Annotated in this window: 23 protein-coding genes, 1 tRNA gene and 1 pseudogene; 8 read left to right on the forward strand and 17 right to left on the reverse strand. The window is 43.4% G+C overall.

Annotated features, from left to right (window positions below):
• The first annotated feature begins 153 nt into the window (after nucleotides 1–153).
• From C7Y69_RS04365 to C7Y69_RS04375, 3 genes are read left to right on the forward strand one after another with little or no spacing between them, the layout of a single operon-like run.
• A complete protein-coding gene (locus C7Y69_RS04365) occupies nucleotides 154–711 on the forward strand; it encodes an Hpt domain-containing protein (protein ID WP_126871924.1) in 558 nt (185 codons plus the stop codon).
• Nucleotides 712–1,548, forward strand: a complete 837-nt coding sequence (locus C7Y69_RS04370; protein WP_126871925.1) for a pseudouridine synthase — start codon at nucleotides 712–714, stop codon at nucleotides 1,546–1,548. It abuts the gene before it with no gap.
• A 5-nt stretch (nucleotides 1,549–1,553) separates the two neighbouring features.
• Nucleotides 1,554–2,630, forward strand: a complete 1,077-nt coding sequence (locus C7Y69_RS04375; RefSeq protein WP_260563421.1) for a ketopantoate reductase family protein — start codon at nucleotides 1,554–1,556, stop codon at nucleotides 2,628–2,630.
• Nucleotides 2,631–2,720: 90 nt separating this feature from the next.
• Here the strand turns inward: C7Y69_RS04375 and lysS are convergent, their stop codons facing one another.
• A complete protein-coding gene (gene lysS, locus C7Y69_RS04380; protein WP_126871926.1) occupies nucleotides 2,721–4,277 on the reverse strand; it encodes a lysine--tRNA ligase in 1,557 nt (518 codons plus the stop codon).
• A 25-nt stretch (nucleotides 4,278–4,302) separates the two neighbouring features.
• Nucleotides 4,303–5,401 (reverse strand): peptide chain release factor 2 gene (prfB, locus tag C7Y69_RS04385; RefSeq protein ID WP_126871927.1). Its coding sequence is split into 2 segments (ribosomal slippage): nucleotides 4,303–5,325 and nucleotides 5,327–5,401, totalling 1,098 coding nucleotides; the frame shifts between segments, so codons are not numbered across the junction.
• 508 nt (nucleotides 5,402–5,909) lie between these two features.
• Here prfB and C7Y69_RS04390 point away from each other — a divergent pair.
• Nucleotides 5,910–6,467 carry an RNA polymerase sigma factor gene (locus C7Y69_RS04390; protein WP_013785004.1) on the forward strand — a complete coding sequence of 186 codons (558 nt, stop codon included), beginning with the start codon at nucleotides 5,910–5,912 and terminating at the stop codon, nucleotides 6,465–6,467.
• Nucleotides 6,457–6,804: a DUF6768 family protein gene (locus C7Y69_RS04395; protein ID WP_013785005.1), complete on the forward strand. Its 348-nt coding sequence runs from the start codon at nucleotides 6,457–6,459 to the stop codon at nucleotides 6,802–6,804. Before C7Y69_RS04390 ends, C7Y69_RS04395 begins: the two co-directional genes overlap by 11 nt.
• Nucleotides 6,805–6,894: 90 nt before the next feature.
• Here C7Y69_RS04395 and C7Y69_RS04400 read toward each other — a convergent pair whose 3' ends face one another.
• From C7Y69_RS04400 to C7Y69_RS04415, 4 genes are all read right to left on the reverse strand, one after another.
• A complete protein-coding gene (locus C7Y69_RS04400; protein ID WP_013785006.1) occupies nucleotides 6,895–7,332 on the reverse strand; it encodes a DUF2177 family protein in 438 nt (145 codons plus the stop codon).
• A 93-nt stretch (nucleotides 7,333–7,425) separates the two neighbouring features.
• Nucleotides 7,426–8,052: a DUF6515 family protein gene (locus C7Y69_RS04405; protein ID WP_013785007.1), complete on the reverse strand. Its 627-nt coding sequence runs from the start codon at nucleotides 8,050–8,052 to the stop codon at nucleotides 7,426–7,428.
• Between the two features lie 127 nt (nucleotides 8,053–8,179).
• Nucleotides 8,180–8,800: an HD domain-containing protein gene (locus C7Y69_RS04410; protein ID WP_013785008.1), complete on the reverse strand. Its 621-nt coding sequence runs from the start codon at nucleotides 8,798–8,800 to the stop codon at nucleotides 8,180–8,182.
• A gap of 3 nt (nucleotides 8,801–8,803) precedes the next feature.
• Nucleotides 8,804–10,012, reverse strand: coding sequence for a TauD/TfdA family dioxygenase (locus tag C7Y69_RS04415; RefSeq protein ID WP_013785009.1), 1,209 nt, complete (start codon nucleotides 10,010–10,012; stop codon nucleotides 8,804–8,806).
• Between the two features lie 96 nt (nucleotides 10,013–10,108).
• Here C7Y69_RS04415 and C7Y69_RS04420 point away from each other — a divergent pair, with 96 nt between their 5' ends.
• Nucleotides 10,109–11,017 (forward strand): LysR family transcriptional regulator, encoded by a 909-nt coding sequence (locus C7Y69_RS04420; protein ID WP_126871928.1) that lies wholly within the window; start codon nucleotides 10,109–10,111, stop codon nucleotides 11,015–11,017.
• A gap of 73 nt (nucleotides 11,018–11,090) precedes the next feature.
• Here the strand turns inward: C7Y69_RS04420 and C7Y69_RS04425 are convergent, their stop codons facing one another.
• Nucleotides 11,091–11,672 carry an NADPH-dependent FMN reductase gene (locus tag C7Y69_RS04425; protein WP_126871929.1) on the reverse strand — a complete coding sequence of 194 codons (582 nt, stop codon included), beginning with the start codon at nucleotides 11,670–11,672 and terminating at the stop codon, nucleotides 11,091–11,093.
• A 348-nt stretch (nucleotides 11,673–12,020) separates the two neighbouring features.
• On the opposite strand from C7Y69_RS04425, the gene C7Y69_RS04430 reads away from it, so the two are divergent.
• Nucleotides 12,021–15,209 carry an EAL domain-containing protein gene (locus C7Y69_RS04430; protein WP_126871930.1) on the forward strand — a complete coding sequence of 1,063 codons (3,189 nt, stop codon included), beginning with the start codon at nucleotides 12,021–12,023 and terminating at the stop codon, nucleotides 15,207–15,209.
• A gap of 104 nt (nucleotides 15,210–15,313) precedes the next feature.
• Here C7Y69_RS04430 and argS read toward each other — a convergent pair whose 3' ends face one another.
• The 5 genes and pseudogenes from argS to C7Y69_RS04450 form a co-directional block, all read right to left on the reverse strand.
• The gene (argS, locus tag C7Y69_RS04435) at nucleotides 15,314–17,044 is read right to left on the reverse strand and encodes an arginine--tRNA ligase (protein ID WP_126871931.1); all 1,731 of its coding nucleotides are present in this window, start codon (nucleotides 17,042–17,044) and stop codon (nucleotides 15,314–15,316) included.
• 14 nt (nucleotides 17,045–17,058) lie between these two features.
• Entirely contained in the window at nucleotides 17,059–18,648 is a 1,590-nt protein-coding gene (prfC, locus tag C7Y69_RS04440) for a peptide chain release factor 3 (protein ID WP_013785014.1), read from the reverse strand.
• Between the two features lie 162 nt (nucleotides 18,649–18,810).
• Nucleotides 18,811–19,071 (reverse strand): hypothetical protein, encoded by a 261-nt coding sequence (locus C7Y69_RS21775; RefSeq protein WP_244360026.1) that lies wholly within the window; start codon nucleotides 19,069–19,071, stop codon nucleotides 18,811–18,813.
• Between the two features lie 21 nt (nucleotides 19,072–19,092).
• Nucleotides 19,093–19,238 (reverse strand): annotated as a pseudogene (locus C7Y69_RS21780) (nucleotidyl transferase AbiEii/AbiGii toxin family protein); the annotation flags it as partial.
• Nucleotides 19,239–19,240: 2 nt separating this feature from the next.
• Entirely contained in the window at nucleotides 19,241–20,080 is an 840-nt protein-coding gene (locus C7Y69_RS04450; RefSeq protein WP_126871932.1) for a type IV toxin-antitoxin system AbiEi family antitoxin, read from the reverse strand.
• Nucleotides 20,081–20,716: 636 nt separating this feature from the next.
• On the opposite strand from C7Y69_RS04450, the gene C7Y69_RS04455 reads away from it, so the two are divergent.
• Nucleotides 20,717–21,604 carry a LysR family transcriptional regulator gene (locus C7Y69_RS04455; RefSeq protein ID WP_126871933.1) on the forward strand — a complete coding sequence of 296 codons (888 nt, stop codon included), beginning with the start codon at nucleotides 20,717–20,719 and terminating at the stop codon, nucleotides 21,602–21,604.
• A 62-nt stretch (nucleotides 21,605–21,666) separates the two neighbouring features.
• On the opposite strand, the gene C7Y69_RS04460 is transcribed toward C7Y69_RS04455, so the two are convergent.
• The 5 genes from C7Y69_RS04460 to C7Y69_RS04480 form a co-directional block, all read right to left on the reverse strand.
• Nucleotides 21,667–22,602: a DMT family transporter gene (locus tag C7Y69_RS04460; protein WP_126871934.1), complete on the reverse strand. Its 936-nt coding sequence runs from the start codon at nucleotides 22,600–22,602 to the stop codon at nucleotides 21,667–21,669.
• Between the two features lie 191 nt (nucleotides 22,603–22,793).
• Nucleotides 22,794–23,093 (reverse strand): 2OG-Fe(II) oxygenase, encoded by a 300-nt coding sequence (locus tag C7Y69_RS04465; protein WP_126871935.1) that lies wholly within the window; start codon nucleotides 23,091–23,093, stop codon nucleotides 22,794–22,796.
• 179 nt (nucleotides 23,094–23,272) lie between these two features.
• Nucleotides 23,273–23,722 (reverse strand): ribosomal protein S18-alanine N-acetyltransferase, encoded by a 450-nt coding sequence (rimI, locus tag C7Y69_RS04470; protein ID WP_126871936.1) that lies wholly within the window; start codon nucleotides 23,720–23,722, stop codon nucleotides 23,273–23,275.
• A 23-nt stretch (nucleotides 23,723–23,745) separates the two neighbouring features.
• On the reverse strand, nucleotides 23,746–24,405 hold the full coding sequence (locus tag C7Y69_RS04475) for a hypothetical protein (protein WP_013785023.1): 660 nt from the start codon (nucleotides 24,403–24,405) through the stop codon (nucleotides 23,746–23,748).
• Between the two features lie 197 nt (nucleotides 24,406–24,602).
• Nucleotides 24,603–24,679, reverse strand: a tRNA-Trp gene (locus C7Y69_RS04480).
• Nucleotides 24,680–24,683: the final 4 nt, after the last annotated feature.

A 24,683-nucleotide genomic window follows, 5' to 3' on the forward strand; every position in this document is an offset into this window, starting at 1 on the left:
TTGAGACAATGGCCTGGGGCATACGTTTCATCGAAGACTACCAGACTTTTTAACGCTTTACTTGCTCTGACTTGCTATCATTGTATTAATTTGTAAAATTCTGAAATACACTGGCATAGAACACAGTATAAAAACGTAGTTAAAGGAACTTATATGGATCAGCCCGCAACAGTCTTAGATTTTGAATTTGGCATGTCTCAACTAAGTGGTAATAAAACACTGTTGTTAACCTTATTAAATAAGTTTTCAGATGAATATCGCTCAGCAAACGATGATTTACAGCAATTAGTGAAAGAAGGGAATTTCGACGAGGCATACTCTTTAATCCATACGCTAAAAGGTGTGGCAGGTAACTTAGGCTTATTTGCTTTGCATCATGCCAGTAAACCCGTTGAAGCAAGCGTTAGAAATGACAAATGCCTTCCTGATGACTACGCCAGTTTTTCTGCTCTTGTTGATGAAACCATAGCGGCTGTAGATGCACTATCTGCAACCCCTGAGCCCGCTGCGCCTGAAGCAAATAGCGCAGTTGCTACACAAGCTCGTGAGCAATTTATGGCCGCATTAAAAGCCAGTGAATTCATTTCCCAATCGACACTTGATGAGTGGCTAAGCGTGCTTTCACTTTCTGCTGACACGAAGCAAGGAATTGAAGACGCGGTAGACGAACTAGACTACGACGAAGCCATCGCCCTGCTTGAAAAAGCCTAAGTGAACGAAATACCTATTTTAGTTGACGATGAAGATGTGCTTATCGTCAACAAGCCTTCCGGCATCGCCATGCATGACTGTGCTAATACTGCCAATATTGCAAATACCCAGAGTACTGGAACTGCTGAGAACATTAGCGCCGGTGAAGGCGCTGACGCCTGCGGTCTCAATAACATAGGTAGTAAAATAGATAGTAAAATAGACACCCATGCATTTGGTATTGTCACCCTACTTCGAGAACAAACCGGTTATAGCCAACTTCACCTTTGTCATCGCTTAGATACCGGCACCTCTGGCTGTCTGTGCTTAGCCAAAAATGCCCAAACAGCAGCGCTTATTGGTGATGCCTTTGCATCCCGTCAGGTTAGTAAATACTACCTAGCCATTAGTGCCGACAAGCCGAAAAAGAAACAAGGTTCTATTGTAGGCGATATGAAAAACCGTCGCGGCGGCCAATTCATGCTTCTTAAAAGCAAAGATAACCCTGCAGTCACCCAGTTTTTTAGTCAATCAGCCAAACCTGGCTATCGCGGATTTATCGTAAAACCGCTTACAGGAAAAACCCATCAAATTCGAGTCGCCCTTAAGAGTGTGGGCGCAGCGATACTTGGTGACACACTTTATAGCGGTGCACCATCCGACAGATTACATTTACATGCCGGCTGGCTACGCATTCCCCTTCCCTCTCGCACTATTTCAGTGAAAGCGCCGATACTCTCTGGTGATTTATTTACTGATAGCGAAGTAAAGCGTTGGCTTACTGAATTACCTGAGCCAGATACCTTCAATTGGCCTGCGATTGCCCCTTCTTTACTACAGCTAGTTAGCAAAACCTAAAGCTTATGAAAGGTCAAAAAGCCAAGCAAGGTGCGAAAGGAACAGAAAACCTATTGGGTAAGAGCAAGTCGCAGGCACAAGGCAAATTTAAGGCTGAGCAGCTCGAAATAAAAAAAATCCACATTGCGGGCAGTGGCGCTATTGGTTCTTTACTTGCTGGGGCTGCAGAAAAACAAGCCATGCCTTACGCGCTTTACCCAAGAAACCCAGTGTTTCAAGTTAACAAAGCGAGTATAGAGAAACCTGAATTTGAGCCCGCTAAAACTGAGACACCCACACCCTATTTTGTAGAATGGACTGACGGCACCGAATACCCCATTAGGCAAATCAACAGTAACAAGCCACATCTTTCGCCTAGCGATATGTTGGTATTGCCATTAAAAGTGCACCACTTGAAAACCGCGCTTACTCAATGGCTGCCACTTATCGATAAGCGTACCCCTGTTGTGCTTCTACACAATGGTATGGGTGGGTATGAAATAGCAAAATCTATATTGCCAGCCCAGCAACCATTGCTGCTTGCTACCACCAGCCATGGGGCAATGAAGCGCACGTCAACTCAGGTTATTTACACCGGTGTGGGCAACACCCAAATTGGTATTGCTCCCCATTTGGTTTCACACAAACAACTCACTATGCCTGAGTGGGCGAAAAGTGTGTGTCACACTTTACATGCGCTACTTCCACCAGTGCGTTATCAAACTGACATCATGAAAGCGTTGTGGGCCAAGCTTGCTATTAACGTGGTGATAAACCCGCTAACTGCGCTGAATAATATAACCAATAGCCATATTGCTGGTGATCTGTTTGCGAAAGAACGTAAAATACTTTGTGAAGAGTTTGCTCAAGTGGCAAACGCATGTGGGCAGTCTTTTGATGCTATTGAAATTGAACAGCAGGTAATTAAAGTTGCTGGCCTTACCGGCAGCAATTACTCCAGTATGCATCAAGATGTGAAGAACCAAAGGCAAACCGAAATTGAAGCTATTAATGGTTACATTGTTAGCATGGCACAAAAAAAGGGTATTGAAGTTCCCCTCAATACCCTTCTTACAAAACAAATCACTGCGCGTTTAACATAAGCGCTGTAAGCTGTTTTTATAATTTATAACGCAGTATTTTATAACGCTACTTTATATAAAGTAACTAACGCATAACGTTATTTGCGCAGCTTATTCTTCTTCGGCGCCTTTCGACACTTCAGGTTTCATATGCGGGAATAAAATCACGTCTTTAATCGTTGGGCTGTCAGTAAATAACATTGCCAAACGGTCAATACCAATACCTTCACCGGCCGTAGGCGGCAAACCATACTCTAACGCACGAATATAATCTTCGTCGTAGTGCATCGCTTCATCATCACCTGCATCTTTCTCTTCAACTTGTTTAGAGAAACGCTTAGCTTGATCTTCAGAGTCATTTAACTCGCTGAAACCGTTTGCTAGCTCACGGCCGCCAACGAAGAATTCAAACCTGTCGGTAATGAATGGGTTTTCATCGTTACGACGAGCAAGTGGCGATACTTCCCACGGATATTCGGTAATAAACGTTGGCTGTTCAAGCTTCTCTTCCGCAGTGGCTTCGAAGATTTCACATAAGTATTTACCAGCACCCCAAATACCATCAACTTCAGGCTCTTTAATATGCAACTGTTTCGCCATGGCTTTAAGTGCATCAAGGTTCGCTTCTGGGTCGCGAATAGCGGCTTCATTAGCTTCTGGCCAGTATTTCAAAATGGCGTTGCCCATGCTTAAGCGCTCAAACGGCTTACCAAAGTCATACTGTACTTCTGAAACCACGTTTCCGTCGGTATCTTTAGTGGTGTTAGTAATAACACTAGAACCTAAAATATCTTCGGCAAGAGTACGCAACATGTCTTCTGTTAGGTTCATCAGGTCGTTGAAATCAGCATAGGCCTGATAAAATTCCAACATGGTGAACTCTGGGTTATGACGTGTTGAAAGCCCTTCGTTACGGAAGTTACGGTTAATTTCGAACACGCGCTCGAAACCACCTACTACCAAACGCTTCAAGTAAAGCTCTGGGGCAATACGCAAGTACATATCAATGTCTAACGCATTATGGTGTGTAACAAACGGCTTCGCAGTTGCACCACCTGGGATCACCTGCAGCATAGGCGTTTCTACTTCAAGGAAGTCGCGCTGAGTAAGGTAGTTACGAATACCATTTACAATCTTACTTCTGATCATAAAGGTTCTGCGCGTTTGTTCGCTGGTAATAAGGTCAACGTAACGCTGACGATATTTGGTTTCTTGGTCGCTTAGGCCATGGAACTTTTCTGGTAGAGGGCGCAGCGCTTTTGTTAGCAATGCATACTTTTCCGTGTTCACATATAAGTCGCCTTTACCCGACTTATGCAAAACACCAGCAACACCAATAATGTCACCAATATCTAACGCACCGTACTGCGCTTTAAGGGCTTTTTGGGTGTCTTTGTCTGCGTAAGCTTGAATGCGACCAGTCATGTCTTGAAGCAACATAAACGGGCCACGCTTAGCCATAATACGGCCAGCAATGCTTACTTTGTTACCCTGCTCTTGCAAGGTTTCTTTATCTAATTCACCGAACTTGCCTTGAAGTTCGTCAGCATAGTTTTCACGACGGAAGCTGTTTGGGAAGCCATTTGCACGGCACTGCTCACGAATTGCGCTTAGTTTTGCTCGGCGCTCAGCAATTAATTTATTTTCGTCGGTTTGTTGGTCAGTCATAACCTATTCACTTTCGTTGTTCGGATTACAGCCCTGATTTAAGGCTGGCTTCGATAAATTTATCCAGGCCACCATCTAGCACGGCCTGAGTGTTGCGTGTTTCCACGCCAGTACGCAAATCTTTAATGCGAGAGTCGTCTAGTACGTATGAACGAATTTGACTTCCCCAGCCGATATCTGACTTGCTGTCTTCCATCGCTTGTTTCTCGGCGTTTTGCTTTTGAAGCTCATACTCGTAGAGTTTAGCTTTCAGCTGCTTCATCGCCTGATCTTTATTCTTGTGCTGCGAGCGGTCGTTTTGGCACTGCACTACAATACCTGTAGGTTCATGGGTAATACGCACCGCGGAATCTGTTCTGTTTACGTGTTGACCACCCGCGCCAGATGCGCGGTAAGTATCAATACGTAAATCTGAAGGGTCTATATCAATATCGATATCGTCATCCACTTCAGGGTAAACAAACGCTGATGAAAATGACGTATGACGGCGGTTACCTGAGTCAAATGGTGACTTACGCACTAAGCGATGCACACCCGTTTCGGTACGTAACCAACCAAAAGCGTACTCACCCGCAATACGCAAGGTAGCACTTTTAATACCCGCTACGTCGCCATCAGACACTTCAATAAGTTCGGTCTTAAAGCCGTGGGCTTCACCCCAACGAAGGTACATGCGAAGGAGCATATTCGCCCAGTCTTGCGCTTCTGTACCGCCAGAGCCAGATTGAATATCAATATAACAATCGTTGGCATCGTTAGGCTGGGAAAACATACGGCGAAACTCAAGCTTTTCAAGTTGCTCCAGCAGGCCTTCTAGTTCTTTGTTGGCCTCATCGAAAGTTTCTTCATCTTCTGCTTCAACGGCGAGTTCAAGCAAACCTTCAACGTCTTCGGTGCCCTGCTCAAGGTTGTGAATCGTTTCTACAACCAGCTCTAAGGCCACCTTTTCTTTGCCTAACGCTTGTGCGCGTTCCGGCTCGTTCCAAACCTCGGAGCTTTCAAGCTCTCGGTTAACTTCTTCTAAGCGCTCTGACTTCGCATCAAAGTCAAAGATACCCCCTAAGCGCGTCGGTGCGCTCGCGGATATCTTTTATCGCATTGGTAACGGGGTTTACTTCAAACATAGTCCGCTTATCAACTGTAAAATAAGACCGCGGATAGTACCGAATTTGGACGAAATTTGATAGGGGCTTTGAGAAATAAAACAGTCGCCTGAGCAGGTTTATTTAGCGACTTGGTAAGAATTTCATTAACCCGATAATGGGTGTCATATCTAAAAAAACAAATTCCAGAGTCCTATAAGATGAAGAGCATGGTTAGGACAAAGGCAAAATCTAGAATAAAAAGTTAAAAGTGTACGAACCTAGTGAGTGTATTTGTCGTCTTTAATAATTAATACACACTGTTATAGTGACATCGAATGAAAATGTGCTGCCATACTAACAACAAAATCAATACTTATCGTTACAATACTAGCCCCAAAAGCCGCGCCAAGATTAGTAACAGTACTAGTAAGAAAACGGCTACCAAACGACATGGACTCTGTACTTTTTCAAGTGATGTATTACGTGCCCTACTGGATTTTTTGAGGGCCTTATTGAAAGGACTTATTGAATTAATTTTGCGGTATTTATGAGCAAATCTACAGCGTTAACTTTAGACATGATTAACCTGCTTGTACTGCAAGCAAAGCATGGTGATGACCGTGCATTTAATATGCTCTACACGCACTTTTTCATACCTATGAAGCGCTTTGCGTTTGTGCGGGTTAACGACACTATGTTAGCCGAAGATCTTGTACAAAATGTGTGGTTAAAAATCAGTAAGAGAATTAAAACGCTTGACGATATCACCCTGTTTAGAAGCTGGTTATTCAAAGCACTGAAGTGGGAAATTTCTGACTGGGTGAAAAGCAGTAAAAATAAAATATTAGCAAATAGCGCTCATGAAGACGCTAGCGACTCTCAAGTAGCAGACCAAGCTTTGGACATGGGCCAGCTTATGCCAATACTAGCAGGCTTGCCTGCATCTGAAGCTGACGTAGTAGAGCTTCATTACTTAAATGGGCTTTCAGTTCAGGAAACCGCGCTTGCGCTGGATGTTCCAGAAGGAACCGTTAAATCACGGTTATCACGCGCAAGAGAAACGCTTCGCACTTCTATATACGAGGAATCTAACTATGAACTTTGAACAAAAGCTAAAACAAGATCTTAATAAGCAATCAGAAGAACTTGACTCATTAATGAGTGAAAACAAAAGTTTAGGCGGTTACCTTAAACTAGGTTTCAGTAGCAACATGGGCTGGATGATGAAAGCAGCTTACGGCTTAGGTGTACTATTTTCTATTGCTCTTTTTTACACTGGCTATCAGTTTTTTACGGTTCACCAGAATGAGCAAGTATTCTGGGGGGTATTATTAATACTGAGCTTTCAGGCACAAATTGCGACCAAACTATGGATTTACATGCAAACCAACAGAATGTATATCTCAAAAGAATTGCGCTTGCTTGCCGCGCGTAATTCATGAGTTAGTAGCCAGCAATGAACCTGCTCGCTACGCTTTTAAAATGTCGTAAACCCTCTTTTTAAAAGCTAACTATTTTTTCGAACGATCAGTTCAGATGCTGTCTGGCTTTCTCGCTTTTTGAAAACCTACCCAGCCAGCCATTGCGCTTGCGCTGGTTAAGAAGGTGCCCCACGCCCAATCCACCACGGTTATAAACAGCGTAAAGCCTTCAACAATACTGTAGTTGGTTAGGTTATAAGCACCATAACTGGCGAGCCCAAGCAGCGCTCCATCAATACCTGCGTAGTAAAGTGGTTTATCTCTGTTCGCCACTACGGCTAATACAAAGACGACAAAACCATACATTAAATAGAACACCACCCAAGGCCAGGTAATATAGTTTTCCCGCAGTAAGGTCGCCATTTCAGTGGTATACCAATCTCGGGCTATCCAACCTAGCCATAATGCATCTAACACACCAAAGCACAATAAAATAGCCAGTATCGACAGCAAAATACTGGAAGAAAACGTAATAATTTTTTGTAGCATGAACTCACGTTCCATTCATAAACAAGCGTAGTTTTTCAGTGTGTCATGTCTATGAATAAAATAGCAATATGAAAAATTGGTGCCCTCACAACCCTAGTTCAATCTTACCGCTAGATAGCTAACTTTCCCTTCAGATGATTGGGGAAGAAAATATAAACCACCGTACAAAAAGTATTGAGTGCCATGTACTTTTACTGGCTGCGCATCTTCGGGAAGGACATCATAGCGCTTGCCTGCTTCATACTCGTTGGTTTCTGCTCGCGGCCACTCAACAGGAGCCTTCACTACGATATACTCACCATCTATGCGCTTGTAGTACACCCCTTCTACAACATAGTAAGTTTCCCCATCGACAAAAATAGTATCAGGGTGGTCAGGCAGGGTGTGAATGATGACACCAGGGGGTGGAAGCACTACCGTAAAATCGCCCCCCATTTTGCGATAATACACACCATTTCTATATCGATAGTCTATGCCTCGATGGCGGATAAAGGCAGCGTCTTTAGGTAAGTGCTTCACCCTATGCCCCGGCTCATATCGCGGAGATGCAAGCACGGCGACAGCAACCCCTGCCGCAATGCCAGCGCCGATACTTAGTGCGGCATTTCCACCGTGAAAGCCGCCACGAGCACCACCTCCATGCAGCGGCACCGCACACGCGCTTAGCAAAGTGATTGAGCAAATAATGGGTATTAAGCGTAATTTCATAAGTAGTTTCATAAAGTATTACTCCCAACAAATTAAGAGTACGGCGACTATGCCGTGCACTTAGTTATATGGGGGTATAGACCAACACAAGAACAGAACCACTTATGCCTTTACCTAACATTTACAAGGCTTACACCATTTACTCACTCGTCCCCGACATAGCGATATCTACTGCACTTTTCCCCATGGTTTGTTCACCTACATACTGAGGATCGAAAGCCGTTCTAGAGAATATCTTTCTGACTAAGGGCTCAAAGTGTGAGAGTGGTTTAGTTGGGTAATCAGGGTCGAATGACGACTGATCCCACTTTTCACAAAAATCCACACAAGCTTGATACCAAGGGTGATCTTTTAAATAGTCGCGCTCATTCGGATCGCCCCCTAAAAAGTGGGCGTAGTACACGTTTTGAAATAACCCATGCTGGTTGATAATCCAAGTTACTTCGGGGCGTACGTAGGGGCGCAAAATTGAAGCCGCGTATTGTGAGTGATTGTGCGGCGCTAAGTCATCACCAAGATCATGGATAAGTGCCGCGACTATCATTTCCTCATCGGCACCATCGGCTTCAGCACGAGTTGCTGATTGTAGTGAGTGTCCAAGCCGTGAAACCTGATAACCCGATAAGGTGTTCTCTAAATTTTTAAGCGCTTCCAATATTCTATCGGGCAAGCCTTTCGCGTATTCATCTTCATGTTTGGTAAGAAACAAATACTCTTCTTTTGTTCCGTCTTTCATTTGGCGAAATTGAACAGTTTCCATTTCTTAACCTCTCATTTCTGCTGTTTCTGCTGTAGCCTTGCTATTAACTATTTTAAACTCACCGTTCGTATTTTCTGCTTCGAGTTCATCCTGGATGCGAATAGAGCTTTGCTTTCTTTTAAGCGCATTGTAACGGCCTTTCGGCGCATCAATATCAATATAAGCGCCTTGCAGGTGACGTCGCCCCTCGCTCGGGTCGAACCCGGTGCGCCCATGTAATACGCGGGTGTTGTGGAACATCTGCAATTGCCCCGGCTCTAATCTGAAGCGCCATTCGTATTCAGGCGAACATAACAACTGCCCCAAACGTTTACGGGCTCGATGAAATATAATCATGTCTTCATCTTGTAACAGCGGCAAATAGTCCAAGCGAGGGCTGTATGCGATACCCGTAATTCTGCCACTAGGGTCAGACTCAATCATGGTACGTCTTTCTATCAAATCAACATCGTTGTCGTAATAACGGTAACGAACAGGTACCTTGCAAAGCAGGGCGAAACCTTCCGGATCTTCCTTTTTCAGCTGTTCTAAAACTGACAAGCTATCGACCAACGTCGACAATCCTTCGGTAGTCTGATTTTCTAAACAATGCAGAAGTTGAATACCCGGCATGGGGTTACGGTAAGGGTTGTCAGTATGCGGCCCTAACGGCACAGAGCGATAGGCAAGATCGTTCGAATTTGGACGGGTAAATACCTCGAAGTACTTACCAAAGTTAGTTTCCCTTACATGCCCAAATAAATTTGCTACTTCTAATACCGCGTCGGATTCAGTAGGCACGTTATCAACAATTAATACGCCGTAGGTTAAAAATATTTCTATTCCTTTAATTAAACCCTCTTGTGATTTCAATGTAGCTAAATCAATATGAAACAATGACTTGTCTACATCGCTTTTCCACGCTATATCGTTAGGCGCACCGTCCCAAACATCGAAGTCGGCAGCGAACTCATTCAAATCGTACTCACCTGAATACCCGTCACTAAACGTAAGGTTAGCTAGGGTATTGTGCTTCTTTTCTACCTTGGTCAGCGACACATTTTCATCTAGCTGATGTGGGTCAAAAAAGCGCTGTTTGGTGGTTTTATCAAGATTTTCAGAATCTTGGCAACGCTCTCGAAGCCACAATGCGGGTAAAGGATAGTGTTGTCCATTTACAATCGCTGACACGGAAGCATTCGCTTCGTTGATAACATAGTCTATTTGCTGCACGAGAATCTCCCTTAAAAATCAATAAGAGAAGTATCAAGTAATCGTGGTTTATATTACAGTAGCAAAGCCTTATAGCTAACATGCAAATTAGTAATAATGAAAGAATCTGAGTTACCTACCCTTAACGGCTTATTGTGTTTTGAAGCAACGGTAAGACATGGCTCTATGACATTAGCAGCGGAAGATCTTGGTATTACACAGCCATTGGTATCCCAAAGAATTCGCGCCCTGGAAGATGTGGTAGGTGGTATTTTAATTGACCGTAGTAAGAAACCCGTTACCCCTACCGTTGAAGGGCTTAAGTATTACAACGAGTTAAGAGGCTCTACATCATCTATTCTGCGTGCTACTGATAATGCTCGTAAAGATTTTCGCGATACAAAAACAAAGATATCTATTAGTGCCTATTTTGGCTTTGCGTTTCACTGGATAATGCCTAGGCTACAACGTTTACAACAAGCCTTTCCTGTTTATCTTTTTGAAATCCAACCCACGAATAGCTTAAGCGACCTCACCACTGCACATGCAGATATATTATTTCACTTCTCATCAAAAATTGGTAAATACCAGTTTGAAAAGATGTTAATTCCCGAAGTGGTTTTCCCGGTTTGCTCTCCGGATTTCGCTATTAATCATGGTTTAAAGGCCGGCCAAATGCTTAGTGACCTTAGAAACCTTCCTCTACTGCATAAAGATGTAGATGATTCTAGGTGGTTAAATTGGCAACGCTGGGCACAAGCGTTAAATGTGAAGCCTTCTTCTAGTCCAATTTTATTTCGTTACAACAATTACCCCCTTATTGTTGAAGCGGCAATTGGCGGGCATGGTCTCTGTTTAGGATGGGAAGGGTTAATAAACCCTTTTATAGAAGATGGTAAACTTGTTGAGTTAGGGCCGCGATTAAAATCTGAAACTCGGGGATATCAGATTTGTTCAGACCAATATGCTAACTTTGCAATAGGTAATGTGATCAAGTGGTTTATTAATGAAGTAGAGCAAGACTAAATTACAAAAGGCTAGATTGAGAAAAAATAGAGGCGACGATTTGTCGCCCCCTCGCCTGAGCACTAGCCCTACCTTATAGAACCTGTGCGGTCATTTTCATCGTTAATTCAGCGGTTTGTTTACCCAAGTTTTTAAGTTGTTTGATGGTTTTCTCGTCGGTTACTACGCCATTGTTATCCATTAAGGTATTCACTTTGGCTACAGCAAGTTGTGCTGGTAACACCGTAACGCCTATGTTTGCCAATAGCATGCGTAAAACCACTAATACTCTCATTCCGCCCAAACCGCCGGCAGATGCAGCCATAATCCCTGCCGTCTTGCCTTTAAAAGCCTGCATGGGTTTATCACCTTCTTCCATGCGAGTAGCCCAATCTATGGCATTTTTAAGTAGTGCAGGATAACTCGAATTGTACTCTGGAGAAGCAATTAAGAAACCATCATGTTCAGTTAACAGCTGCTTGAAGGCTCTTGCATTTTCTGGCACGCCAGACACTTTCTCTTCATCTTCATTAAACAGAGGCATTGGATAATCGGCTAGATTAACCACAGTTACTTTGGCGCCCGACTCCCGAGCTCCTTCAGCTGCAACCGTGAGTATCGCTTGATTAAAAGAGCCGTTCCGTGTGCTTCCAGCAAAAGCAAGTAGCTTCGTCATAATATAAATTCCTGTATTGGTGTCATTACAAATTTAACGTGCCGTTGCGGATACATTACTACATTATTGAACATAAAAATGCGAAGGGCGGGCCTATTAATTAAACGTTACTGTAAAATAGTTCCCTACTCTATTAGTAAACAAGTCGTGACGCATTCAATAAAATTTAGTTAAAGCAACACGTTAATCATAGTTAACGCTTTTATAGTATTATTACTATACTTACCCCAGTTGCCAGTGCGCTTGCAATACAACCAAAGATAACGCACGGTTTGCTATGTTTATACACTACGATAAATCTTACATTTTTCGTAGTCACCTTCGTAAAATGGATTTATAAAAAATTACATGGCGTATCTTTTTCAAACACTGCAGTCGAGAATAATTCTTCTCATCATTATGGTTGCCCTACCAGGGTTGATTGGTGTTTTTTACGACTCATACGTTGAAAGAGAGCGCGCTGTAGAAGCTGCCATAAGCCAATCGGTTAATACCGCCCAAGCCACTTCAAAATTCCAATCTGCGCTTATTGATAAAACACGTATTTTTCTGCAAAACCTTGCCAGCTTCGATGCGGTTAAAAATCCAAACTCCCAAGCATGCAGTGCATTTCTTGCCGATGTACTTAAGGTAAATAGTAACTATATTAACCTCGGCGTACCACGGGCAGATGGCGAACTACTGTGTAACGCCCACCCCATAAAAACCCCCGTAAATGTCTTCGATCGCGCTTACATTCAAGAGGCGCTAGCTACTCGTGAATTTTCGATAGGTGAATTTCAAATAGACCGAGCAACTAACCTTACCAGTGTGAATTTTGCCTATCCGGTAATGAACACTACAAACGATTCTGTGGTGGCGTTAGTGGTAGCGGTTATCTCACTAGAATGGTGGAGTGAAGCACTCTCTGAGTCCCATTTACCTGATAATACCGTGGCTTACATTACCGATAGCGAGAATAAAATTGTTGCCGCATATCCAACGAACAATAGCCTCTTAGGGACCCCATTAAACACCTCCAGCGCTGCAATAGATAGTTCCAATACTGCAACTAATTCCAGCGCCTTTGTTAGCAATGCCCCCTATCAACGGGTTTATGTAAAACGCCCATTATTTGAAGATGGCAAGCAAATCAATATCACGGTGGGCATTCCTCTTAAACAAACCCTTGAAGCCATTAATAAACGATTGATTAAAACGGCGGGAATTTTGACCGCGATAGTCATGCTACTTGTAGGTGTCTCAGTATGGGGGGTGCGAAGAAATGTACTGAAACCAATACGCACTTTACTTCAATCTACTAAAGCTCTTGCTGAGGGCAAAGAGGTAAGCGACGCGCCGATGCATGGTAGTGTTGAGTTGGTTAAACTACAGCAACGCTTCACTTCGATGGCAAAAACACGGCTTGAGGCAGAAAAACGACTCATCGATAGCCAAGCTTCCTTGCTGGAAAGTAAAAATATATTAGCAAGTCATATCGAAAATACGCCTTTAGGGTGCATAGCCTGGGATCCTCAGCTTATCTGTACCGATTGGAATAAATCGGCAGAATTTATTTTTGGCTATAAAAAAGAAGAAGCGATTGGTAAACATGCCTCGGAGCTCATTATCCCCCCTGAACTTCAAACGGAAATAGACAACGGATTCGCTCAACTGCTTAAGAAAAAGGCGCCAAAGCGAAAAATAAATAAAAACGTTACTAAACTACGTCACCCAATAATCTGCGAATGGTATAGCACTCCTATTCTTGACCTAGCTGGCAATGTGATAAGCGTAACCTCGTTAGTTCAGGACATAACTAAGAACAAGCATCTAGAAGAAAAACTAAAATTATCAGCAAGTGTGTTTTCTCACGCAAGAGAAGGCATATTCATCACAGATAGCGACGCCAATATTATAGATGTGAACGAAACCTTCGTTGATATAACAGGCTATGAGCGAAACGAAGTGTTAGGCAAAAAGCCCAATATGTTTAAATCTGGAAAGCAGTCTCCTGAGTTCTACCGTCACCTATGGGCATCTATTATAAGCAAAGGCTATTGGGCGGGAGAAATTTGGAATAAACGTAAAAATCATGAAGTTTACGCTCAACTTTTAACCATTAGCGCGGTTAATGATGATGAAGGTAATGTTAAGAATTACATCGCTATATTTAGCGATATTTCTGAAGCCAAAGAACAGCAATATAAATTAGAGCATATGGCGCATTATGACGTGTTAACTAATTTGCCTAACCGCTCATTGCTTGCTGAGAGACTAGATAAAACACTGGCCCAGTGTAAATCTGACAGGGGGTTTGTGGCAGTCGCCCTACTCGATTTAGATGGTTTCAAAGAAATAAATGATAACTTCGGCCATAGTGTAGGTGATGAACTACTTGTCATTTTGGCTCACCGCTTAAAAGGAACATTGCGAGAAACTGACACTATTTCACGCTTTGGAGGTGACGAGTTTGTTGCGGTATTGGCCAACCTAAAGCAAGTTCAAGATTTTGCTGCCATCGTTAAGAATATGCTCAGAGTCGCATCTGAACCGGTAAAAATTGGTGAGCATCAACTTAAAGTATCTGCCAGTATCGGGGTAACGCTTTACCCTGCAGACAACACCGATGCCGACCAGCTTATCCGCCACGCTGACCAAGCGATGTATGTGGCAAAACAGAAAGGTAAAAATTGCTATCACCTATTTGATATAGAGTCTGAGGACGCCATAAAAGCACGTCATGAAATACTCCAGAGTATAACAACAGCCTTACACAACAGAGAGTTCGTGCTTTACTATCAACCGAAAGTGAATATGCGCACTGGAGAAATTATTGGCGCAGAGGCCCTTATTCGTTGGAAACATCCTGTTGACGGCATACTTTCCCCTGCAGCTTTTTTACCTTTTATTGAAAATCACCAGCTCAGTATAGACATTGGTGAATGGGTTATCGAAGAATCATTGCAGCAATTTAGTCGCTGGAAGGAATTAGGGGTTCATATTCCCATTAGTGTGAATATTTCTGCGTTGCAGATTCAGCAAAGAAACTTTCCTATTCGCTTATCTCGTCTGTTGGCTAAAGTTCCCAATGTTCCCCCTGAAGCGTTTCAGTTAGAAGTATTAGAAACCAGTAAGCTAGGCGATATTAAAAAAGTCGCGGAAATTATGGATGATTGCGTAAAACTAGGGGTCACGTTTGCCATTGATGACTTTGGAACCGGTTATTCCTCTCTCACTTACTTAAGACGATTGCCGGCAAAGGTCATCAAGGTAGACCAAACCTTTGTGCGTGATATGTTAATCGATCCTGAAGATAGAACTATTGTAGTGGGGGTTATCGCCCTAGCCAAATCATTTAATCGCAGTGTTATTGCTGAAGGGGTGGAAACTATTGCCCATGGCACATCGTTATTAAATTTAGGCTGCGAGCTAGCACAAGGGTACGGTATAGCTCGGCCTATGCCCGCCACTGATATGCCTGAATGGATAGCACATTGGTCCACTAAAACCGAGTGGAAATCTCCTACACCACAGCTTCTCGACAACGAGGCATAAAAAAGCCGACACGAGTGTCAGCTTTTTTAAGTAAAAACATAGGTATTGCATGCTGAATATGTGCATTCGCAAATATTCAGCCGATATCGCTTACGCTATCTGAATTACATTTTTTCCAATGTTTCGATACCAAGCAAGTTCAACCCTTGGCTTAACGTATTGGCAACTAGCGCTGATAAAGCAAGACGACTGTCTCTTACTTTCAAATCGATGCCGTCTTTTAACATTGGGCAGGCTTCGTAGAAGCTCATGAAGGCGCTAGCTAGTTCGTACAAGTATGTACACAACACATGTGGCGTGGCATCACGTGATACCAAGCCTACCACCTCTTCAAACTGCAATAACAGTACCGACAAAGCATGCTCTTGTTTTTCAACAATATTGATATCTACTGGCATGGTTTCAATAGCAACACCTGCTTTTCTGAATAAGCTTTTAACCCGCGTGTAAGCGTATTGCAAATACGGGGCAGTATTACCTTCGAAGCTCAACATGGTGTCCCAGTTAAACATATAGTCAGTGGTACGGTTTTTACTTAAATCGGCATATTTTACTGCGCCGATACCTACTTTACGGGCAACTTCGGCTAATTCATCTTCTGATAAGTCGTTGTCACGTTCGGCAATCAATTTACCTGCACGTTCTACTGCTTCATCTAATAATTCAACCAGTTTAACCGTACCGCCGGTACGGGTTTTAAACGGCTTACCATCACTGCCTAACATCATGCCAAATGGGCAGTGTTCATAGGTTTGTGCCTCTTCCATGAATCCCGCTTTACGACCTACTATTTCGGTTTGCTTGAAATGTAGCGCTTGGCGAGCATCAGTAAGAATAAGCGTTCTGTCGGCGTTTAACGTACCACTACGATAGCGCATGGCGGCCAAGTCTGTGGTGGCATATAAATATCCGCCACCGGATTTTTGTACAATATAAACCGCAGGATTGCCTTCTTTGTCGGCCAACTCAGGAATAAATACTACTTGAGCGCCTTGATCTTCTACTGCTATACCTTTTTCTTTTAACTCGCTTATCACGTTAGCTAAATCGTGGTTATAGGCAGACTCACCCATAATATCAGCACGGGTTAAGCTTACGTTTAATTTCTTATAAACGTCTTCAGAGTGTGCAATAGACACATCAATGAATTTTTCCCATAAGCTCAGGCACTTTTCATCACCGCCTTGAAGCTTAACCACGTATTCTCGGGCACGATCGGCAAAGCCTTCTTCGTCATCAAAACGCACTTTGGCTTCACGGTAAAAGTCTTCTAAATCGGATAACGCCGTTTCAGCCACTTCTTGTTCCAGTTTGTCTGACAAATGCGCCAACAACATACCAAACTGCGTCCCCCAATCACCCATGTGATTTTGGCGAATGACTTTATGACCTAAAAACTCCAACACTTTAACTACAGCGTCACCAATAATGGTGGTACGTAAGTGCCCTACGTGCATTTCTTTGGCTAGGTTTGGAGAAGAGTAATCGACCACTACGGTTTGCTCTGGCGATTTTGCTACACCAATACGTGGGTCGTGTAGCGCTAGCTCACACTGATTTGCCAGCCACTCGTTGTTCAAATGGACATTGATAAAACCAGGGCCAGCCACTTCTAGTTTACTGGCTACATCGTCAAGTTTTACAATCTCAACAATCTTTTCTGCAATATCGCGAGGCTTTTGTCTAAGTTGTTTCGCCAACGCCATTGCGCCATTGAATTGATATTCACCAAATTCAGGACGAACACTGCGCGATACTGGAATAGGTGCGTTTTCAACACCCATTGTTTCTAAAGCTTCACTAAATCGATTAATTAATAATGCATGTATATTCATAGTTGTTCTTTATCTTAATTTTCGCGCGTGTTTTTAAATTCGATGTCTGGAAAACGTTCTTGAGACAGCTGTAAGTTCACTCTAGTAGGTGCGATATAGGTAAGATTATCGCCACCATCTAGTGCAAGGTTTTGCTCACCCTTGCGGCGGAACTCATCCAGCTTTTTCTCGTCTTTACAGTACACCCATCGGGCTGTATTTACGTTAATGTGCTCGTACAACGCATCAACATTGTATTCTGCCTTCAAGCGGGCGACGACCACATCAAACTGAAGCACACCTACCGCACCTACAATTAGGTCATTATTGGCAAGTGGCCTAAATACCTGTACTGCACCTTCTTCAGAAAGCTGGATAAGGCCTTTTAACAATTGCTTCTGTTTTAGCGGATCTCGCAATCGAATGCGCTTAAATAATTCTGGTGCGAAGTTAGGAATACCACTGAAGCGATAGTTATCGCCTGAGGTGAAGGTATCGCCAATTCGAATGGTACCGTGGTTATGCAGGCCAATAATATCTCCCGCATACGCCTCTTCAAGCAAGGCTCTATCACCGGCCAAAAAGGTTAATGCATCAGAAATACGCACGTCTTTACCAAGTCGTGAGTGGCGCATTTTCATGCCCTTCTCGTACTTGCCAGACACAATACGGCAAAACGCGATACGGTCACGGTGCTTAGGATCCATGTTCGCCTGTATTTTGAATACAAAACCACTGAACTTGGTATCTGTCGATTCAACGGGGCTTTCGTCGGTCTCACGGCCTTGGGGCGCAGGTGCCCATTCAACCATGCCATCAAGCATATGATCGACACCAAAGTTACCCAATGCGGTACCGAAAAAGACTGGCGTAAGCTGGCCGTCTAAAAAGAGCTCTTTATCAAAGTCATTTGATGCACCGCGCACAAGCTCTAGCTCGTCACGTAAAGTTTCAGCTAGGTCGCTGCCAATGGCATCTTCAAGTTCAGGGTTATCTAGCCCTTTTAAGATACGAACTTCTTGAATAGTGTGCCCATGGCCACTTTGATACAAAATGGTTTCATCACGATAAAGGTGATAAACCCCTTTAAAGCTTTTACCGCAACCGATTGGCCAGGTAATAGGTGCGCAGAGAATATCGAGTTCGCTCTCAACTTCATCCATCACTTCTAGTGGATCGCGAATATCGCGGTCAAGCTTGTTCATAAAGGTCAGGATAGGTGTGTCACGTAAACGAGTGACTTCCATCAACTTACGGGTTCTATCCTCTACCCCTTTCGCGGCATCGATAACCATTAAGCAAGAATCTACTGCGGTAAGTGTACGGTAGGTATCTTCCGAGAAATCTTCGTGTCCAGGCGTATCAAGTAAGTTAACCAGATGATCGTTGTAAGGAAATTGCATTACAGAGGTAGTTACAGATATACCACGCTCTTTTTCCATCTCCATCCAATCTGATTTAGCATGTTGGCCAGACTTTTTACCTTTTACCGTACCTGCAGTTTGCAGTGCGTTTCCGAACAACAGTACTTTTTCAGTAATGGTGGTTTTACCCGCATCTGGATGCGAGATGATAGCGAACGTTCTTCGCTTATTGATTTCGTTAAGAAAATCGGCATTTGCCATGTATCTAAATTCCTATTTTGTACAACTATTTGTACAAAAAATAAAGTTAACTCTACGCCCTGATCATCAAGCAGATTGCCATAGCCTACACCCAGCAAAACCTTCCATCAAAGCATTGAAAAATTTGAGCGCTATTCTAGCAAAATAACTAAGTACTATAAATCAAACACTCAGTACTTCTTTAAGCTTATCTAATGCTAGCTTATGTTTTTCATCTGGCATTTGGGCCAGATTAATCTGTTTCCACTTAATGGCCGGAAGTTCACTTACATCGTCTAGATTAAGTAATCCCCAATTCGGCTCTCGGTTCTTAAACGATAATAAAAAACCTTTTTCACTATTGGTCAGCCCCTGGTGAATCAGCGCTACCAAACGCTCTCTCACGGCCACCAGCTCCTTAAGCGGTACATCCGTCTCGCTCATATTTGCAAATTCACCGGCATAAAGATCAACCGATAAGCGCGGAAACTCTCTGACAAAGAGATTGACGCCGTACCGCCTTTAAGCGCAAAGCATTCTTGCTTAGCGACAAATGGCAACACTTGCATCAATAACTGCACTTGCTTGTAATAAATACTGTTCCTATCCATAGCTAACTTTCGCTTTCCGTTGCCATATGTGACGGCACAGTGATCAAATAATCTGTATCCAGCTTTCCGCTTTTAGCCACAACACGCTTACCTGAACCTAAATCGTAGCTAGTTTCGCCTAGCTTCTTAAACCAAGGATAATTCTGACGTTTAGCCAACCAAAAAAACAAGCGTTTTACCTTTACACTTTTGCAAGCTTTTAAAAGTGTATCGAGTTTTCTGGGTGATAAATTCACTAGCCCCTGCATTATCTCATCAGCATGTTCAAAACTTACGGCATTGGGCAAATCCACCAGCAGTTCCAATAACGCTTTTTCAGGACATGAAAAATATACAGGGGGAAGTTCGGCGCCCCATTCATGCAGCCTGATAAAACTTTTATCTTTTGTCAGCCATTCTGGCCATAAGGTATTAGTACTATGCCCCTCACAGACAACGGGCAACGACAAACGCCCCAGCCATGATGGCAACTTGCCTTGTGCATATAGATGTATATGTGGCGTGCTGCCTAACGAAAGATACTGCGACAACCCCGACAAAGACAATGCCGACAATCCGCCGACGATGACTGAAGGTAGATTATCCGAGTGGTGCATATTCATACGCTGCATTGAGGCGACCACTCCTTCCCAGCTCAATGAGCGGGAATACTGGCTATATACGCCAGTAGCCAGTAATAATAAAGTTTCTGTTTTCACTGCGTTATCGATGGCATGGGTATTTAAGCCTTGTTCAGCCAGCCACTTTTTAGTAGCCAGCATGCCATAAGGTAGAAGTGCTTTAAGAGACTGTTTGTAAGCCCCTTTTGCTACATCATCATGTGAAGTAGTGCTATTAACCAAGCGGACAACCCTCTAGTTTACTATTAGCTTTACTTACGGCGCTAATCGCCGTAAAAAACAACATACATAAACTAACATAATAAATAGCGGTTTACTATTATTAACTTTTACGGCGTATAGCGCCGTAAATTAATCGAAATATAAACCGGTATCATTTGAAACAAAAGTGCTTTCAGTATTAACAATACCGATATCCAGCATTATTTACACTTTTAGCGCTCAGCTTGACGACAGCGGAGACAAGACATGCGAAGTATGAGCCATGTAGGCTGCATGGCGTAACAGCCACAATAATTGTCTTCAATCGCTTTTTACGCATCGCAAGACGTAATGCCCAGCCTGTGATAATTCATTGCGCGTGAAACCATTGAATTTTTGCTTTAACTAGGGCGTGTAGTGCAGATTGTTTTGGTTGTTAAAAACAGTAATAATACCAAAATACTTTTGTCGTTATTGATAATGTACTGTGTAAACTATGGTATTAATGACCGCGATGAGTAGGTGTTGATGAATACTCGGGCGCTTATAATCCAACCGTGGACTGGCAGGCCTCTTAACACGCCCTCTCGTATATTAGCCTTGAAAGCTTTAGTCTTTCAAACTTGAGCTTCTAAAATAGTAAATAGACTGAAACCTATGCCTGTTAATGCCAAAACCGAAGATATCGAAGCCTTTGTTGCTGTTGTAGATACTGGCAGCTTTTCTCGCGCATCTGAATTGCTCGGTCAGCAAGTGGCTAAAGTGTCTCGCGCTGTGGGACGTTTAGAAGGTGTACTTGATGTCACCCTACTCAATCGTACCACCCGCCGATTAGAGCTAACCGAAGAAGGGCTAGTCTATTTACAGTACGCCCGTGATAGTTTGAATTTGTTGGAAAGAGGCGAAGAAGCGCTACGTTTGCTAAATCAAAAGCCTCCTGGATTATTAAGAGTAGACGCTGCAAGCCCATTCGTTCTGCATCAGATAACCCCGTTGATTGGCGAGTTTCGCGAAGCGTACCCAGAAATAAAACTCGATATCACCAGTCACGACAATATTATAGATTTGCTTGAACACAAAACCGACATTGCCATTCGAATCGGTGACCTTAGCGATTCTAACCTACATGCAAAAACCTTGGGGCGAAGCGCGCTTCATATAGTGGCAAGTCCAGAATATCTCGCTAGCTCGAACGTTGATGTTGCGCTGTCTTCATTGGGCAAACATCGACTCATTGGGTTTTCCAGTAGCGCAAGCTTGAACCGATGGCCTTTATCAGAAGAGGTTAAACTCAACTTCGACTTAAAGGCATCTAGTGGGGAAACTATCAGGCAACTATGCTTGGCAGGCCAAGGCATTGCCCTGCTGTCGCACTTTATGGTGGCAAATGATTTAAAAAACGGAAAACTTATCAGCGTATTAGGCGAGCACTTACTTACGCCAAACAACCGAGAACCCGTACAAGCGGTGTACTACCGAAACAGTTCAGTATCCTCACGTATCTCGGCTTTCTTAGATTTTATACAACCACGCCTCACGCTATAGCGACTTCGTTCTAGTACAGGTATAACAGAGCACCAGCTTATTTGTTCGCCCTGTTTACCTATTTATTTAGTTTGCCCGGGCACCTTTGATATCAATTTTTTTAATGCCGACTTTGGCAACGCATTGAGGGTCAGCGCACAAAGCATAACGGTGGCGCCAACAATCACCATTGGCAGCAAAGTTTCACCGAGTAGAATCACCGAGCTGACGTAGCCAATAATAGGCGTTAATGTGCTAATAAGTACTATGCGTTCGGGAGGCAGTTTAGGCCCAGCAGAGACCATAAGACCAAAACCTAAGCCCGTGGCAATTGGCCCAATGTAAGATAGTGACAACCAGCCTCGCCAGCCGTATTCAGAAAAATTGGGGACACCCTCGATGACACACGCAACAGCTAGCATTACCACACCGGCCAACGCGAACTGCCAAAACACCGCATCAATAACACTGCCATGCCATTTGTGAAATGATACACGCCTTATAGACACTGCCCATAGCCCTGATGCTAACAGCATGCCAAACAAAGGTAACCAAGCTCCAGGCTGGCCAGATGCAAACAAGATCATAGCCACACCTAATGTGGATGTGCTGGTTAGTAATAATCGTTTTGCTGTAGGACGCTGTCGATACCACAAGGTATCAATGACTAACATCCACAATGGTGTGGTGTAAATTAGAATACTCGCCGTACCTGCTGGAATATATTGCAAACAAACCGTAATTAACCCCATAGAGCCAATAAACTGTACCACCGCTACCGTAAAGATAACCGCGCGGTCTGGGCGTGAAAAAGTAGGTAATCGTTTTTTGGTGATAAACACAAATAAGGCGATAACAGGTAACGCAAATAATAGCCTAAGTGCCACCATCCAATACGCACTTACGGAATCTAAGCCTAGTTTCATTGCTGGCCAACTTAAGCCTAAGCACAACACTGAAACAAACAGCATTTTAATGCCCTTGGCTTGAACGGACGGAGCTGGCAACGCAGAAGACATAGTAGATACCTGTAAAATGAAAAAGCATGGGCAGTTTCACAAAAAATAAGCACAGTAAGTGAAATTTTACTGAGGCGCGCAATATACGGGAATTACGTTGAACAAAAAATAAACCTTAACAACATAATTAGGTGCCTTATCGCGCATGAAGGCAAAAGCAACTAAAGCTATGGCTATGGCTATGGCTATGGCTATGGTAAAAGTATAGCTACCGACAAAAGCTTACGCTGTCCCTTTTGAATGGGCGTGACACTATGACTGTATAAATCGGGCCTGAAGAAATACACACGATTAAACAGGTTAAAGATAACCTTGTCGGCGCAGAACTGCCCACCTACTTTTGGCTGCTTTAATACCACATTGAACTTATAGTATTTTCCTTCGCTAACAGGGTCGTTATGTCTCATTACCCGAAGACCTTCAGGATAGGTCACCAGATTAATTGCAAACCGTTTGAACCGCACAATCTCACGATTGATAACCTTTGGCATTTATCCTCATTAGTTAGTTTTTAACAAAGTAAACATTGGGTGGTATTGTCTCAAAGAACAGGTGTGGAACGTAAGTATACGGGTAGATCGAGAAGGTATAACTTGTGCGATTATGTATTCAGTTTAGCGTGTTCTGTTTAGTATTTTTTGTTTAGCATGCTCGGTTTAGCATGCTCGGTTTAGAAAGAAGCCTTCATTATTTTGGCGTCTTCTTTGCCCTTTGCCGTTTGGTAATAGCCTTTTCTTACTTCGATATGTTCAAAACCAGCATTTTCGTAAAGGTTAATTGCCCCAACATTACTGGCTCGAACTTCTAACCACATGGACGATATTTTGTTTTGCTGAGCGTGTTGTTTTACATAGTCCACTAACGTCCGCCCAATCCCTTCTTGGCGGTAACGCTTGTCTACCGCAATATCCATTAAAGTAGCTTCATCAACCACTTCAAGTACTAGTGCGTAACCCACTACTTGATCTTCTTTTATGGCAAGGACACCGAAATAAGGAGCCGTTGTGCAATCAGCAAACGTGTCATAAGACCAAGGTTTGAATTGGGACGCTTCGTGAATACCGTAGGCTTGCGCTAATGCGCCAGCACTACTTGAATCTGAAACTAATTGGATATGCAAAATAGACAACCGAGTTAGGGAATTTAACGCGCTTCAGGCGAACTTGTATTGTTGGATAAAGCACAAAGCATTTTCCACAGCTGCTTTTGCATTCCCGCGTTAAGCAAGTGAGGCGCTGATGGTAAAACGATGCCATCGTGCGTTACTGCTACAGCTTGCCCTATCTTTACCTGAGTGCTGGTAAAGGAGAGTTGAAGATACGCTAGCGCAACATCTAAATCTTGTAGCCACTGTTTACCCTGTAATCGCTGCACCTGGGTTAATTCAACTATAGCAGGTGTGCTACTTGGAGCAGGATTGGATGAAAAGTTCGGCGAATGATTCGATGATGGAGTAGGCTCAGATTTAAACTGCCCTTGGCTTGCACTGCTAGCTATCGATTGCGGCGCCGATGACGGTGAACCACTGGCGTTCTGGCCAGCAGATTTAGTTTGGCCAGAGGCTTTGGGAGAATCTGATGATACCTGCGCACGAAGTTGTGCCAACCGACTTTGCTTTTCTTCATTAGAAGGCATAGCTGCAGAATGGTTATTAGTCGTTACAAAAGAAGCACTGGCAGAGCGCTTATTAGCAACATCAGCCGCAACTGAGTGCGAGTCTTCATCTTGCAGCGATGACTGGCTCACCCATACCGGGATCCCCATTTCTTGCAACACAGCACGCTGAAAAGTAGAAAGCGACATAAAATCCAACCTCGTTTAATTGCTTAACATTGTATATTAACGAGAACAAAAAAGGTAACGAGAATAAAAGGTAACGACAGTAGAAGTGGAAACCAGAATAAAAATGGCAGATACGGAATGATTAACTTGCTGAATTTAACTTAGCTTGAGAATAGCAAAAGATGATAAAGATGAATTTAAAAAACATGAAGGGAAAGTGGCAGGGGTGGAGGGACTCGAACCCCCAACCATCGGTTTTGGAGACCGCTGTTCTACCAATTCGAACTACACCCCTAGCG

The sequence above is a fragment of the Alteromonas sp. KS69 genome, assembly GCF_003989595.1.
GTDB classification, from domain to species: Bacteria; Pseudomonadota; Gammaproteobacteria; order Enterobacterales; family Alteromonadaceae; genus Alteromonas; species Alteromonas naphthalenivorans.